Below are 13,969 nucleotides of genomic sequence, written 5' to 3'. Positions count from 1 at the left end.
TCGACTTCTCCCCACCCGAGGCAGGTCTGATGGGACATCTCCGCCGCGCCGGCGCGCTCGCCGCCGTCATCGGTCTGGCCCTGGCCGGAACGGCGTCCGCGCCGGCCGCCGCCGCACCCGACCCCCATTACCGCAACCCGGTCTCGGCCGGGTTCGCCGACACCTTCGCCGACCCGGTGGTCGTCCGTGGTGAGGACGGTTTCTGGTACGCGTACGGCACCACCGACCCGTTGCGCGAGGGCGAGGGGACCTTCCACCGGGTACCCACCGCCCGCTCCGCCGACCTGGTCGACTGGACGTACGTCGGGGACGCCTTCGGCGCCGACCAGCGCCCGGCGTACGCGGCGCCCGGCGCCGCATTCTGGGCCCCCGACGTCCGCCGGGTCGGCGACCGCTGGGTCATGTACGTGACCGTCACCGACACCACCGTCTCCCCCGACGGCGGCGACTTCGCCGTCGGCGCGGCCACCGCGCCCACCCCGACCGGCCCGTGGACCTTCGCCGACGAGCCCGTGGTCGCGCCCCGCCCCGGCGGTGGCGGCGGCTGGCTGTGGACCATCGACCCGAGCCAGTTCACCGACGTCGACGGCCGGCACTACCTCTACTACGGCAGCTACTACGGCGGCATCTCCGTCACCGAACTCTCCCCCGACGGGCTGCGCGCCGTCGGCGCGCCGACGCCGGTCGCCATCGACAACAAGTTCGAGGGCAGCTACGTGCTGCGCCGCGACGGCTGGTACTACCTGTTCGCCTCCACCGCCAACTGCTGTGCCGGCCCGGCCACCGGCTACTCCGTGCACGTCGGCCGCTCCCGCGACCCGCGCGGGCCCTTCGTGGACCGCGACGGCATCCCGCTGACCGCCTCCCGGGCCGGCGGCACCCCCGTGCTCGCCCAGAACGGCAACCGCTGGATCGGCGCCGGCCACAACGGCTTCCTGACCGACCTGTCCGGGCAGGACTGGATCGTCTACCACGCCATCGACCGGGCCGACCCGTACCTGGACGAGCCGTTCGGCATCAACGAGCGGCCGATGCTGCTGGACCGCCTCGACTGGATCGACGGCTGGCCGACCGTGAACGCCGGCGCCGGCCCGTCGGAGGGCGCCCGACCCGAGCCGGTCACCACCGGCCGGGTGGACGAGCGCTTCGACGCCGGCCTCGCCGGCTGGCGCGGCACCGCCGGGGACTGGCGGGTCACCGACGGTCGGCTCACCGGCAGCGGCGCGCTGACCAGTCGTACGACCGTCGGCGGGGACGTGCGGGCGGAGGCCGACCTGCGGCCGGCTGCCACCGGCGCGGCCGGGCTCCTCCTCGGCGACCGCGTCTCGGTGCGGGTGGACGCCGCCGCCGGCCGGCTGGTCGCCCGGGACGGCGCCCGCACCGCGAGCGCGCCGCTGCCCGCCGGCTTCGACGCGGCGGCCGGGCACAACCTCGCCGTCGAGGGACGCGGCCGGCAGCTCACGGCCGAGCTGAGCCCGGCCCGGCTCGGGGACCAGGTGGCGACGCTGTCGCTGCGGCTGGACCGGCCGGTCGTCGGCCGGATCACGCTGACCGCCACCGGCGGGGACGCCGGGTTCGACAACGTCAGCGTCGCCCGGCTGCACCGGCCGGTGCGGCACGCCGCGCCCGAGCCCCGGGCCGGCGGCCCGCTGCCGGCGTTCTCCGACGAGTTCACCGACGGGCTCGACCCGGCGTGGCGGTGGGTCCGGCCGGACCCGGCGGCCACCGTGTCCGGCGGGGCGCTGCGCTGGCCCGTGCAGGGCGCCGACCTGACCGGCACCGGCAACAGGGCCGGCGTGCTGCTGCGCGACGCGCCGACGGGCGACTACGTCGTGGAGACGAAGGTGACGCTCGACCTCGGCGAGGAGACCGTGCGCAACTACCAGCAGGCCGGCCTGGTCGCCTACGTCGACGACGACCGCTTCGCCCGGTTGGCGCAGGTCGCCATCTGGAACACCCGCCAGGTCGAATACGGCTACGAGTTGCCCTTCGCCGGCCGGCCGGTCTACGGCGGCAACATCGTCGGCACCCCGGCGACCACCACCTGGCTGCGGCTGGCGCACCGGGTCGACCCGGCCACCGGCGAGCACGAGTTCCGGGCCGGCTCCAGCCGGGACGGGCGGAACTGGACGTGGGGCGGGGTGTGGACCTTCCCGGCCGACACCACCCCGCGGATCGGGCTGGTCGCCCACGGCGGCGCCGAGCCGGCGCTCACCGCGCAGTTCGACTACGTGCGCTTCCACCGCTGATCGGGTCGGGGCCCCTGCCGTCGAGGGCCGGCGGGGGCCCGCCGGCCAGAGCTTCTCGCAGCAGGGGCGGTCCAGCCTGTGCGCACGCCCCGCGCACCGCCGCCTCCAGGCCGGGCGAGCAAACCAGTTCGACCGTACGCACGCCGTCAGGCTATCCGCGGCCCGGCCGGTGCCAGCCGCCGCCGTGCGCCGCCTCGACCCGACCGGTCGCGGGCGGTCCGGTCAGAGCCAGCCGTTGTCCCGGGCCGTCCGCGCCGCCTCCGCCCGGCTCGTCGCACCGAGCTTCTGCACCGCTGCGGCGAGGTAGTTGCGGACCGTGCCGCTGGACAGGTGAGCCCGGCGGGCGACCACCGCAACCGGGGCGCCGTCCTCGGCCAGCCGCAGCGTGTCCAGCTCGCGCGGGGTCAGCGGGCACGGCGGGATGGTCAACGCGTCGGCGGCCAGCGCCGGGTCGACGTACCGGCCGCCGGCGTGCACCCGCCGGATCACGTCGGCGAGTGCCCCGCCGGGCGCGCCCTTGGGCAGGAACCCGCGGGCCCCGGCGGTGAGCGCGCGGGCCAGGTGTGCCGGCCGACCCTGGCCGGTGAGGATCACCACCGCGCAGGACGGCAGCACCCGGGCCAGCTCGGCGGCGACCTGGAAGCCGTCGGGGCCGGGCATCGCCAGGTCGACGACGGCCACGTCGGGGCGGTGCGCCAGGGCGGCGGTCACGGCGGCCCCGCCGTCGGCCGCCTGCGCCACCACCGTCAGGTCCTCCTCCAGGTCGAGCAGGGCGGCGAGGGCGGCCCGGATCAGCTCCTCGTCGTCGGCGAGCAGGACCCGGATCATGATGCCGTCGGGACGGTCGCCTCGACGGTGAAGACGCCGTCCTCCCGGTGCGTGCGCAGTTCCCCGCCGGCGGCGGCCAGCCGCTCGGCCAGCCCGCGCAGGCCGTGGCTGTGCCGGTCGGGCGCGCCGGCCACGCCCGCGCCGTCGTTGGTCACCGTCATCCGCGCCACATCCGCCTCCTGGTCGATCTCGATCCGGCACCAGCCGGCCCGGCTGTGCCGCAGCACGTTGGTGCCGGCCTCGCGCAGCACCGCCGCGAGCTGGGCGGCCGCCTCCGCCGGCAGCTCACCGGCGGGCGGCACCACGGTGCACCGCACCCCGGAGGAGCGCAGCACCTGCCCGACCGCGGCGACCTGCTCGGCGAGGTCGATGCGGCGGTAGCCGTGCACCGTGCGGCGCAGCTCGGTCAGCGCGGTGGCGGCCAGCCGCTGCGCCTCGGCCGCCTCCCGGCCGGCCCGCTCCGCGTCGGTCGCCGCGAGCCGGGCGGCGAGTTCGGCCTTCAGCGCGATGACGGTGAGGTGGTGCCCGAGCAGGTCGTGCACGTCGCCGGCGAAGCGCAGCCGCTCCTGCGCCGCCGCGAGGCTCGCCTGGGCGACCTGCCCTCGGGCGGCCTGCACCAGCAACTCCCAGAACCACACCTGGAATCCGTTCACCGCGGCGATGCCGAGGCCGACGCCGCCGCTGATCACCAGGGACCGGCCCACGGGCGTCCCGGTCGCCGTCGCCACCGCCGCGGCGACCGGCACGGTGGCGGCGGCCACGGGAACCACCATCCGCAACCGGGCGACCAGCGGCACCGCGCCGACGACCGCCGCGCCCAGCCAGGCCCAGGTGGGCCACGCTCCGGCAGCGACCGGCGCCACCAGCGGGACGCTCAGCACCGCCACGGCGGCGAACGCCACGCGGCACCGGCGGCGGACCCGCTCCGCCACGTCCGGTGTCACGGTCGCGTACAGGGCCACGGCCAGCACCACGGCGACCGCGGCGAGCCCGACCGCACCGAGCGCCACCCGCAGGCCCGACGGCTCCCGGGCCAGCCCGACCGCGGGCAGGAACAGGCCGGAGGCCACCCCGGTGGCGAGGGACGCCGTCGCGCCGGCCCGGGCCCGGCGCAGGCGCCGGCCCGGTCCGGACACCGTCGGGTCGAACGCCACGGTCCGAATGGTAGGGCGCGACGGCGGCCCACCGCCGTACGCGGGATGCACGGATCGGCGGTGCGTTCCGCACGGTCGACCGGTGACACGGCGCGGGTGTCCGGCGCGCCCGCCCGCGCGCAGGCTCGATGGCATGACGGAGACGACGACGAACGCCAACCCGACAGCACCGCACGTCGGTCACGCGCGACCGCGCGCCGCGCTGCTGCGGCACCTGCTGGAGATGGCACTGGCCATGATCGCCGGGATGCTGCTGCTCGGGCCGCTCCGCGCGGCCGTCAGCACATCGCTCGGCTTCTCTCCCGACCTCGGACGGGCCGACGTCGGCGCCGTGCTGATGGCGACGGACATGAGCGTCGGCATGGCGGTGTGGATGCGGTACCGGAGGCACTCCTGGGCCGCCGTCGGGGAGATGACCGTGGCGATGTACCTGCCGGTCCTGGTGCTGTTCGTACCGTTCCGGGCCGGGCTGGTCGGCGCGGACGCCCTGCTCCTCGGCAGCCACCTGCTGATGCTCCCGGCGATGGCGCTCGCGGTGCTGCGCCGGCGCGCCGAGTACGCCCGGCACCCGGCCGCCGCCCGCCCGGTCCCGCGGCACCGGCTGGTCGCGGCGCTGGCGCGCCGCTGGCCGACCGGGCTCGCGCTGCTGATGACGCTGGACATGCTCCTGTCCCCGTCGGTGCCCCCGGCGCTGTTCGTGCTGGGGCTGCCGGCGGCCTACCTGGTGATCGGCGCGGCGCGCGGGCAGTTGGGTGAGCGCCGGGTGCTCGTCCTCCAGTTGGCCGGGCTGGCCGGCTGGGCGGCGCTGGCCCTGGCCGCCACCCTGGTCGACCGCGAGCTGGCGGGCTGGCTGGTGGCCGCCGGCTGGCTCGGACACGCGGCCTGGGACGTGGTGCACCACCACGCGAACCGGGTCGTCCCGCGCGGCTACGCCGAGTGGTGCGCGGTCTTCGACACGGTCGTCGGGCTCGCCGTCGTGCTGGCCCTGCTGACCCGCTGACCCCGCCGGGGTGGGTCGCCGGCACGGGGCGGCGACCCACCCCGGCGGGCTGTTGTGCCGGTCGGCGAAACCGCCGGCCGGTGATGATGAAAAGCTTGTCGCATGAGTTCCGCACCCGTACGGCACGACCCACCGACCGACCCCTCCCGGGACGCCACCGACGAGGTGACCGCCTTCGCGGATCTCGGACTGCGCGCCGAGCTGCTGGGCGCGTTGTCCGCCCTCGGCTACGAGGAGCCCACGCCGATCCAGCGGGAGGCGATCCCTCCCCTGCTGGCCGGTCGGGACCTGCTCGGGCAGGCGGCCACCGGTACGGGCAAGACTGCCGCGTTCGCCCTGCCACTGCTGCAGCGGATGCCCGACGAGCGGCCCGGCGACCCGGTGGCGCTGGTGCTGGTCCCGACCCGGGAGCTGGCGGTGCAGGTGTCGGAGGCGTTCCACCGCTACGGCAAGGACCTGGGCACCCGGGTGCTGCCCATCTACGGCGGCCAGCCGATCGGCCGGCAGCTGCGCGCCCTGGACATGGGCGTGGACGTGGTGGTGGCGACCCCGGGCCGGGCGCTGGACCACATCGCCCGGGGCACGCTCAACCTGGGCTCGCTGGCCACGGTCGTGCTCGACGAGGCCGACGAGATGCTCGACATGGGCTTCGCCGAGGACATCGAGGCGATCCTGGAGCACGCGCCCGCGCAGCGGCAGACGGTGCTGTTCTCGGCGACGATGCCGGCGCGGATCGACGGGCTGGCCCGCCAGCACCTGACCGACCCGGTGCGCATCCTCATCGCGCGGGAGCAGCCGGTGGCCGGGGAGGCGCCCCGGGTGCGGCAGAGCGCGTACATCGTCGCCCGGGGGCACAAGCCGGCGGCGCTGGGCCGGGTGCTGGACGTCGAGTCCCCCACCGCGGCGATCGTCTTCTGCCGCAGCCGGGAGGAGGTCGACCGGCTCACCGAGACCATGAACGGCCGGGGCTACCGGGCCGAGGCGCTGCACGGCGGGATGAGCCAGGAGCAGCGCGACCGGGTGATGGGCCGGCTGCGCACGGGCACCGCGGACCTGCTGGTGGCCACCGACGTGGCCGCCCGCGGCCTCGACGTCGAGCAGCTCACCCACGTCGTCAACTACGACGTGCCGTCGGCCCCCGAGTCGTACGTGCACCGGATCGGCCGGGTGGGCCGCGCCGGGCGGGAGGGCGTGGCGATCACCCTCGCGGAGCCGCGCGAGCACCGGATGCTCAAGACCATCGAGCGGGTCACCGGCCAGCGGATCACCATCGACAAGATCCCGACGGTGGCGGACATGCGCACCCGGCGGCTGGAGCTGACCCAGGGCGCGCTGCGGGAGAGCCTGCTGGAGGACGACCTCGACCCGTACCGGGCGATCGTGGAGTCGTTGACCGACGAGTTCGACCTGGTGGAGGTGGCGCTCGCGGCGGTGAAGCTGGCGCACGAGGCGACCTCGCCGGGCGCCGAGGACGAGGAGGAGATCCCGCAGGTCCCGGTCCGGGCTCCGCGCGAGGGGCGGCCGGAGGGCGGCGGCCGGGGCGAGCGGCGCGGCGGTGGCCGGCCCCGCACCGGCGGCACCACGCAGGTCTTCATCGGCCTCGGCCGGCGTGCCGGGGTCCGGCCGCAGGACCTGGTCGGCGCGATCACCGGCGAGACGAGGGTCAGCGGCCGGGACATCGGCTCGATCGAGATCGCCGACCGGTTCTCGCTGGTGGAGGTGCCCTACGCCGTGGCCGAGGAGGTGATCGCGGGGCTGCGCGGCAGCACGATCAAGGGCCGCAAGGCGACCGTACGCCGGGATCGTGACGGTGACGGCGGCGGCGAGCGCCGCTTCGACGGGGCCGACCGGCGCGAGCGCCGCGACCGCGACTTCGGCGACCGGCGCGACCGGCGCTGACGACGACAACACCGACCCACCGGCGACCCGGCAGCACTGACGCACCGAGGCCCCCGCTGTTCCGGGCGGGGGTCTCGGTGCGTCCGCGCAGCGGTCAGCCGGCCGGCTCCGTGGCCATCCGTTCGGCGTGCTCCTGCTGCACCGCGCGAGCGGTGGTGAGGAAGTCGACGATCGTCTCGAGCTGTCCGTGGTCGTACCGCGTCAGCGCCCGCAGGCCGGCCTCGCCGACCGGCCGGTAGATCCTCCGCTCGGCCGCCCGGGCCGCCTCGGTCGCCTCGACCAGCACCCGACGCCGGTTGGCGGCGTCCCGGGTACGCGCCACCAGGCCCACCCGTTCCAGCCGGTCGATGACGGTGGTGGTGGCCGCCGGGCTGAGCCGCAGCGCCGCCGTCAACTCGCCGGCCGTCACCGGCCCGTGGCCGAGGACGACGTCCAGCGCCCGCAGATCCGTCCGGTTGATCCCCAGCCGGCCGGCGGCCGCCTCGTCGAAGGCGTCGAAGCTCTGCTGCAGCAGCCGGATCTCTCGGGCCACCCGATACACCAGCTCATCTTTCGACATTCGAACCTTTCTGCTAGTTTAGATTTCGACAGCCGAACCTTAGCAGGGAGTGACCATGACCGAGAACGACCGCAGGGAGATCCGCGAGCTGTTCGACCGGCTGCTGCGGGCGTGGACCGACAACGACGCGGTCGCGTACGGCGCCTGCTTCACCGAGGACTCCGACTACGTGTCGTACGACGGCACCCGGGCGGCCGGGCGGGCACCGATGCAGGACGCGCACGACCGGCTCTTCCGGGGCGTACTCGCCGGATCGGCGCTGGTCGGCGAGGTGGAGTCGATCCGCGCGGTGACCGCCGACGTGGCCGTCGTGCACGGCACCGGCTCGGTGCTGATGCCCTGGCGCACCCGGCTGCCCCGGCGCCGGCTGTCCCGCCAGACCCTGGTCGCCGTGCGGACGCCGGCCGGGTGGCGGTTCACCGCGCTGCACAACGGTCGGGTCCGCCCGATAGGGATCCCCGCGCCCGACTCCGCACCGGCCCGGCTGTCCCGCACGATGGGGCGGTACGCCCGACGGCTCGGGCTGGGCCACGCCTGACCGGCGGGACCCGCACACGCGGCGGCCCCCGACGCCTGCGGGGCGTCGGGGGCCGCCGGGCGACGGGCCGGTCAGGCCGCGGTCAACGCCTGGCCGCCCAGGGCGTCCGCGTCGACGTCGGCGGGGCGCAGCGCCAGGGCGAGCACGTCGGCGACGTCGACGAGGGTGTGGACCGTCAGCGCCTCACGGACCTCGGCCGGCAGGTCGTCCAGGTCCGGCTCGTTGCGCGCCGGGATGATCACCTCGGTCAGGCCGGCCCGGTGGGCGGCGAGCAGCTTCTGCTTCACCCCGCCGATGGGCAGCACCCGGCCGGAGAGGGTCACCTCGCCGGTCATCCCGAACTCGGGCCGCACCGGCCGGCCGCTGGCCAGCGACGCCAGCGCGGTGACCATGGTGATGCCGGCGCTGGGGCCGTCCTTGGGCACCGCGCCCGCCGGCACGTGCAGGTGGATCCGCCGCCCGGCGAGGGCGTTCGGGTCCAGCCCGAGCCGGCGCCCGTTGGAGCGCAGGTACGACAGCGCGATGTGCGCGGACTCCTTCATCACGTCGCCGAGCTGGCCGGTCAGGGTCAGCCCCGGCTCGCCCTCCATGCTGGTGGCCTCGATGAAGAGCACGTCGCCGCCAGCGCCGGTGACCGCCAGGCCGGTCGCCACGCCGGGCACCGCCGTCCGTTCCGCCGACTCCGGGGTGAACTTCGGCCGCCCGAGGTAGGTGGCCAGGTTGTCGGCGTCGACGCGGACCGGCGCCGGGTCGGTGGCCAGGGCCACCGCGACCTTGCGGAGGATCTTCGCCAGCGACCGTTCGAGCTGGCGCACGCCGGCCTCCCGGGTGTACTCGCCGGCGATCCGGGCGAGGGCGTCGTCGCCGACGCCGACCTCCTCGACGGTCAGGCCGGCCCGCTCCCGCTGCCGGGGCAGCAGGTGGTCCCGGGCGATGGCGACCTTCTCCTCCTCGGTGTACCCGTCGAGGGTGACCAGCTCCATCCGGTCCAGCAGCGGGCCGGGGATCGCCTCCACCACGTTGGCGGTGGCCAGGAAGAGCACGTCGGACAGGTCGAGGTCGACCTCCAGGTAGTGGTCGCGGAAGGTGTGGTTCTGCGCCGGGTCGAGCACCTCCAGCAGGGCGGCGGCCGGGTCGCCGGAGTAGCCGACGGCCAGCTTGTCGACCTCGTCGAGGAGCACGACCGGGTTCATCGAGCCGGCCTCGCGCAGGGCGCGCACGATCCGGCCGGGCAGCGCGCCGACGTACGTGCGGCGGTGGCCCCGGATCTCGGCCTCGTCGCGGACGCCGCCGAGGGAGACCCGGACGAAGTTGCGGCCGAGCGCGCGGGCGACCGACTCGCCGAGGCTGGTCTTGCCGACTCCGGGCGGGCCGGCGAGGGCGAGCACCGCGCCGGAGCCGCGGCCGCCGACGACGCCGAGGTTGCGCTCGGCGCGCCGGTTACGCACCGCGAGGTACTCCAGGATGCGGTCCTTCACGTCGGCCAGGCCGGCGTGGTCGGCGTCGAGCACCGCGCGGGCCGCGGCCAGGTCGGTGTTGTCCTCGGTACGGATGCTCCACGGCATCTCCAGCACCGTGTCGAGCCAGGTGCGGATCCAGCCCGCCTCCGGGGAGGCGTCGCTGGCCCGCTCCAGCTTGCCGACCTCGCGCAGCGCCGCCTCGCGGACCTTCTCGGGCAGGTCGGCGGCCTCGACGCGGGCCCGGTAGTCGGCGGAGCCGTCCGGCTCGTCCTCGCCGAGCTCCTTGCGGATGGCGGCGAGCTGCTGGCGCAGCAGGAACTCCCGCTGGGACTTCTCCAGCCCCTCGCGGACGTCGGTGTTGATCTGCTCGGCGATCTCCTGCTCGGCCAGGTGGTCCTTCACCCAGCCGACGAGCAGTTCCAGCCGGGCGGTGACGTCCGGCGCGGCGAGCAGCTCGGTCTTCTGGGCGAGGCTGAGCCAGGAGACGTAGCCGGCCGAGTCGGCCAGCTCGGAGAGGTCGGTCATCCGCTCGATCGCGTCGATGACCTGCCAGGCGCCGCGCTGCTGAAGCACCGACGTCATGAGGGCGCGGTACTCGCGGGCGAGTTCGCGGGCCCGGCCGGCGGGGGCCGGTTCGTCGAGTTCGGTGGCCTCGACCCAGAGGGCGGCGCCGGGTCCGGGAACGCCGGAGCCGATCCGGGCGCGGGAGAGGCCGCGGACGACGGCGGCCGGTTCGCCGCTGGGCAGCCGGCCGACCTTCTCGATGGTGGCGACCGCGCCGACGGGGCCGTACTCGCCGTCGAGGCGGGGCACGGCGAGGAGGGTGCCCTCGCCGGTGGCGCGGGCCGCGTCGACAGCGGCCTGGGTGGTGGGGTCGAGGGTCACCGGGATGACCATGCCGGGCAGCAGCACGGCGTCGGTCAGGGGCAGTACCGGAAGAGTTGCCATCGAACACCTGCTATCGCGTTGAGTTGAGCGTGTCCAACTCAAGTAACAAAGCGTTCCCCCTTGTTCCGCACTGTGACTCAGACCACTTCCCCATGCCATCGGCCGCGCCGGCGGCAGCAGCCCACGCACCAGGCCGCCGCTGCGGCGCTCGCCGGCCACGCCGGCATGCTGGGCGACCGAACTCCCCCGCCTTTGCACCGGCCACGCCGATTTCCCGCGATAACGCGACCCGCCGAAATGAAAACGGCGCGTATTGTTGCGCAATTGCCGTGCGATAGGTCAAACTTTGACCACACCCCGCCCCACACAGGGAGTAATTGGCGATGGCGAGAAAAGTAATCACTGTTCTGACCGACGACCTCGACGGCGGAAAGGCCGACCGGACCGTCGAGTTCAGTCTGGACGGCGTGGCATACACCATCGACGTCTCCGACGAGAACGCGGGCGTGCTGCGCAAGGCTCTCGACCCGTACATCAGCGCTGGCCGGCGGATCGGGCGCGGCACCGTCGACGTCGGGCGGGCGCCCCGCAGGGCGGGCGCCCCGGGCGGCGCGGGAATCGACCGGGAGCAGAACCGGGCCATCCGGGAATGGGCCGCCAAGAACGGCTACAAGATTTCCGAGCGCGGCCGCATCCCGGTCGAGGTCGCCGAGGCGTACAAGAACCGCTGACCTGGCGCCGGGTTCACGCTCGCGTCCACGCGGGGTCACGCTGCGGAATCAGCGGGGCCCCGCCGGTCTTTTCCCACGGCCGTCCATTCGCACGGCCCGCGTCCGGCGGCGGACGCATTCGCGGGCGGCGCATTCGGCGAGCGGCCCCCGACGACCGGCGGGCGACGCCGAGTGGCCGCGCCGGGCGGATTCCCGCGACTGGACGGAAACGGTATCCGGCCGAGGATCGGCGGCCCACCCGGGGCGGCGAAGCGGCCGGTGGCGGCCCGGGCGGCTCCGGCCGCGCGTGATCACCGCCACGATTCGTGCCCGTGCGACCCGGGACCGTCGCACCCCCGGAGTGTAATGAGCGACAGCTTTGTCGGGCATTACGCATACGCATCTCGGGGGTGGCGGATGACGCGCTGGTGGAGCCAGACGGCCGGCGGGCTGCCCCGCACGTTCTGGTACCTCTGGACGGCCACGCTGATCAACCGGCTGGGTAGCTTCGTCGCCATCTACCTCGGCGTCTACCTGGTCTCGGTGCGGGGCTTCAGCCCCGCGTACGCCGGAGTGGTGATCGGGTTGCACGGGGCCGGCAGCGCGGCGGGGAGCGTGCTCGGCGGGGTCGTCGCGGACCGGTGGGGGCGGCGGCCGGCGATGCTGGTCGGCAACGTGGCCGCCGCCGCCGCGGCGGTGTCGCTGGGCCTGAGCAACCACCCCACGGCGGTCGCGGCGCTCACCCTCCTGCTCGGGCTCTTCCTCGGCGTCGCCCGACCGGCCTTCACCGCCACCATCATCGACGTGGTGGGCGAACGGGACCGGCTGCGCGCCCTGACGCTCAACTACTGGGCGATCAACATCGGGTTCGCCGTCGCCGCGACCGTCGCCGGCCTGCTGGTCCGCGCCGATCCGCTGCTGCTGTTCGTGGTCAACGCGGCGGTGCTGCTCGGCACCGCCGCGCTGATCGGGTTGAAGGTGCCCGAGTCGCGCCCCGCCCCGGTCACCGTCGGGCAGTTCACCCGCGCCGACTCCGGCGGGCTCGGCACCGTGCTGCGCGACCGGGTCTTCCTGACCTTCACCGCCCTCACCGGGTTGGCCTGGCTCTGCATCCAGGGCAGCGTGATGCTCCCCGTCGCGTTGCAGGCCGACGGCCTGCCGGCGTCGGCGTACGGGCCGGTCATCGCGGTCAACGGGCTGATGATCGTGCTGGGGCAACTCTTCGTGCCCCGGCTGGTCGGCCGCTTCGACCGGTCCCGCACCATCGCCGCCGCCGTCGTGGTGGTCGGCGCCGGCTTCGCGCTGACCGCGCTGGCCGACGCGGTGTGGTTCTACGCGTTCACGGTCGCCGTCTGGACGCTCGGCGAGATGCTGATGACCCCGGCGAACTCGGCGCTGACGGCGGACCTCTCGCCGGCGGCGCAGCGCGGCCGCTACCAGGGGGTCTACTCGCTCGGCTACGCCTTCGCCAGCTTCGCCGGGCCGACCCTCGGCGGGCTGGTCGCCGCCCGGTTCTCCACCGACGCCCTCTGGTTGGGCCTGTTCGGTCTGGCCCTGCTGGTGGCCGCCGGCAACCTCCTCGCGGTCCGCCCCCGGGCCAGGCGGATCGAGGCCCTGCGGGCCGGGGCCACCTCGGCCGCCGCACCCGGCCGGACGGCGGCAGCGCTGGCCTGACGGCGGCCGGGGACCGCCGGGGACACGCCCCGGGCGGCCCCGGACCGGCAGCGGCTGGTGGCGGCCGGGGCGGGTCAGTCCGCGCAGAGGTGCGCGAAGGCGAACCCGTGCGCCATCTCGTCGCGCCGCGATTCGAGCAGCCGGATGTCGGCGAGCAGTTCCTCGCGGGGCATCAGGACCGGCTCGGCCGTCTCCAGCTCGCGCAGCCGCTGGCCGACGGCCATCGCCGCCAGATCCTCGGCCAGGCGGGCCGGGTCCACGCCGGCGGAGACCCGCTGCTCGTGCACCGTCACCCGCTCCACGAGGCAGGCGCCGGGACGCACCTCGACCCAGCTCCACCCCTCGGCCGGCCCATCCCGCCAGCTCAGGTGCAGCCCCCGGACGATCGGGTCCACCAGCCCCCGCGACACGTACGCGTCGACCGCCGCGGCCCGGGCCAGCGCCCCGAGGTCGTTGACGTGGCCCGTCCGCCCGTCGGGCAGCCGGCCGAAGATGTCGCGGAACCCGAGCGGGGGCACCTCCCCCGCCTCCGGCTCCCCCGCACCGAGCGCCGCGTAGGCGCGGGCGTCGATCACGTACGCCACGATCCGCCGCCCGTGCTCGTCGGCGCGCAGGGTGGGCGACCCGATCCGCAGCACCGCCAGGCCGACCGCCTCGGCGACCACGTTCTTCATCCGCTCGGCGCGCTGCCCGGCGGAGCCGGCGGGCGCGACCGGGCCGACCTCGACGGCGAAGACCGGCCGGGCCGTGTCGGCGGCGCAGACGACGAAGTCGTAGCCCTCCCGGGTGGCCGTGCTCCACTGGTGGCCGGTGATGCCGGTCGGACGCCGGTGTGCGAGTTCGCCGAGGCGGCGGGCGCCGTACACGAGTTGGCCGGCCCGGGTGAGCAGCGGGCCGCGACCGCCGTCCCCGGTCACCGCGCGCAGCCAGGAACCGTCCCCGCCACCGGTGCTCGTCATCCGTGTGATCCGTCCTGCCGTCGCCCCGGGCCGACTCGTCGGCCCGCGCCG

General features: G+C 75.4%; 11 protein-coding genes. 6 read left to right on the top strand and 5 right to left on the bottom strand.

Annotation, left to right across the window (positions count from 1 at the left end):
- Window positions 1-29: 29 nt before the first annotated feature.
- On the top strand, window positions 30-2,249 hold the full coding sequence (locus tag ACGF5C_RS09910; protein ID WP_393299037.1) for a family 43 glycosylhydrolase: 2,220 nt from the start codon (window positions 30-32) through the stop codon (window positions 2,247-2,249).
- A 222-nt stretch (window positions 2,250-2,471) separates the two neighbouring features.
- Here ACGF5C_RS09910 and ACGF5C_RS09905 read toward each other — a convergent pair whose 3' ends face one another.
- Together ACGF5C_RS09905 and ACGF5C_RS09900 are read right to left on the bottom strand one after the other, a co-directional pair.
- On the bottom strand, window positions 2,472-3,077 hold the full coding sequence (locus tag ACGF5C_RS09905) for a response regulator transcription factor (RefSeq protein ID WP_350681505.1): 606 nt from the start codon (window positions 3,075-3,077) through the stop codon (window positions 2,472-2,474).
- The gene (locus ACGF5C_RS09900; protein WP_393299034.1) at window positions 3,074-4,231 is read right to left on the bottom strand and encodes a sensor histidine kinase; all 1,158 of its coding nucleotides are present in this window, start codon (window positions 4,229-4,231) and stop codon (window positions 3,074-3,076) included. The genes ACGF5C_RS09905 and ACGF5C_RS09900 overlap by 4 nt, the downstream gene beginning before the upstream one ends.
- Window positions 4,232-4,364: 133 nt before the next feature.
- Here ACGF5C_RS09900 and ACGF5C_RS09895 point away from each other — a divergent pair, with 133 nt between their 5' ends.
- Window positions 4,365-5,231, top strand: a complete 867-nt coding sequence (locus ACGF5C_RS09895) for a hypothetical protein (RefSeq protein WP_393299031.1) — start codon at window positions 4,365-4,367, stop codon at window positions 5,229-5,231.
- 102 nt (window positions 5,232-5,333) lie between these two features.
- Complete coding sequence (locus ACGF5C_RS09890; RefSeq protein WP_393299029.1) at window positions 5,334-7,130, top strand: DEAD/DEAH box helicase; 1,797 nt, start codon at window positions 5,334-5,336, stop codon at window positions 7,128-7,130.
- A 94-nt stretch (window positions 7,131-7,224) separates the two neighbouring features.
- On the opposite strand, the gene ACGF5C_RS09885 is transcribed toward ACGF5C_RS09890, so the two are convergent.
- On the bottom strand, window positions 7,225-7,689 hold the full coding sequence (locus ACGF5C_RS09885) for a MarR family winged helix-turn-helix transcriptional regulator (protein WP_393299026.1): 465 nt from the start codon (window positions 7,687-7,689) through the stop codon (window positions 7,225-7,227).
- Window positions 7,690-7,744: 55 nt separating this feature from the next.
- Here ACGF5C_RS09885 and ACGF5C_RS09880 point away from each other — a divergent pair, with 55 nt between their 5' ends.
- Window positions 7,745-8,227, top strand: coding sequence for an SgcJ/EcaC family oxidoreductase (locus ACGF5C_RS09880; RefSeq protein ID WP_393299023.1), 483 nt, complete (start codon window positions 7,745-7,747; stop codon window positions 8,225-8,227).
- A gap of 71 nt (window positions 8,228-8,298) precedes the next feature.
- Here the strand turns inward: ACGF5C_RS09880 and lon are convergent, their stop codons facing one another.
- Window positions 8,299-10,635: an endopeptidase La gene (lon, locus tag ACGF5C_RS09875; RefSeq protein WP_393299020.1), complete on the bottom strand. Its 2,337-nt coding sequence runs from the start codon at window positions 10,633-10,635 to the stop codon at window positions 8,299-8,301.
- 323 nt (window positions 10,636-10,958) lie between these two features.
- Here lon and ACGF5C_RS09870 point away from each other — a divergent pair, with 323 nt between their 5' ends.
- Both ACGF5C_RS09870 and ACGF5C_RS09865 read left to right on the top strand, forming a co-directional pair.
- Window positions 10,959-11,306, top strand: coding sequence for an Lsr2 family protein (locus tag ACGF5C_RS09870; protein ID WP_393299017.1), 348 nt, complete (start codon window positions 10,959-10,961; stop codon window positions 11,304-11,306).
- A gap of 396 nt (window positions 11,307-11,702) precedes the next feature.
- Window positions 11,703-12,959, top strand: coding sequence for an MFS transporter (locus tag ACGF5C_RS09865; RefSeq protein ID WP_357699399.1), 1,257 nt, complete (start codon window positions 11,703-11,705; stop codon window positions 12,957-12,959).
- A 74-nt stretch (window positions 12,960-13,033) separates the two neighbouring features.
- Here the strand turns inward: ACGF5C_RS09865 and ACGF5C_RS09860 are convergent, their stop codons facing one another.
- Window positions 13,034-13,918 carry a hypothetical protein gene (locus ACGF5C_RS09860; RefSeq protein WP_393299014.1) on the bottom strand — a complete coding sequence of 295 codons (885 nt, stop codon included), beginning with the start codon at window positions 13,916-13,918 and terminating at the stop codon, window positions 13,034-13,036.
- Window positions 13,919-13,969 lie beyond the last annotated feature (51 nt).

The sequence above is a fragment of the Micromonospora sp. NPDC047620 genome (assembly GCF_043205005.1).
GTDB lineage: Bacteria > Actinomycetota > Actinomycetes > Mycobacteriales > Micromonosporaceae > Micromonospora.
Note: the sequence above shows the minus strand (reverse complement) of the source record. Positions and strands in the feature narration are given on the sequence as shown.

What these genes read in the sequence shown, in the direction of transcription:
- lon (WP_393299020.1), bottom strand. Translation starts at nt 10,635, where the DNA reads ATGGCAACTCTTCCGGTACTGCCCCTGACCGACGCCGTGCTGCTGCCC.
- ACGF5C_RS09860 (WP_393299014.1), bottom strand. Translation starts at nt 13,918, where the DNA reads ATGACGAGCACCGGTGGCGGGGACGGTTCCTGGCTGCGCGCGGTGACC.
- ACGF5C_RS09910 (WP_393299037.1), top strand. Translation starts at nt 30, where the DNA reads ATGGGACATCTCCGCCGCGCCGGCGCGCTCGCCGCCGTCATCGGTCTG.
- ACGF5C_RS09890 (WP_393299029.1), top strand. Translation starts at nt 5,334, where the DNA reads ATGAGTTCCGCACCCGTACGGCACGACCCACCGACCGACCCCTCCCGG.
- ACGF5C_RS09870 (WP_393299017.1), top strand. Translation starts at nt 10,959, where the DNA reads ATGGCGAGAAAAGTAATCACTGTTCTGACCGACGACCTCGACGGCGGA.
- ACGF5C_RS09865 (WP_357699399.1), top strand. Translation starts at nt 11,703, where the DNA reads ATGACGCGCTGGTGGAGCCAGACGGCCGGCGGGCTGCCCCGCACGTTC.
- ACGF5C_RS09895 (WP_393299031.1), top strand. Translation starts at nt 4,365, where the DNA reads ATGACGGAGACGACGACGAACGCCAACCCGACAGCACCGCACGTCGGT.
- ACGF5C_RS09880 (WP_393299023.1), top strand. Translation starts at nt 7,745, where the DNA reads ATGACCGAGAACGACCGCAGGGAGATCCGCGAGCTGTTCGACCGGCTG.
- ACGF5C_RS09905 (WP_350681505.1), bottom strand. Translation starts at nt 3,077, where the DNA reads ATGATCCGGGTCCTGCTCGCCGACGACGAGGAGCTGATCCGGGCCGCC.
- ACGF5C_RS09885 (WP_393299026.1), bottom strand. Translation starts at nt 7,689, where the DNA reads ATGTCGAAAGATGAGCTGGTGTATCGGGTGGCCCGAGAGATCCGGCTG.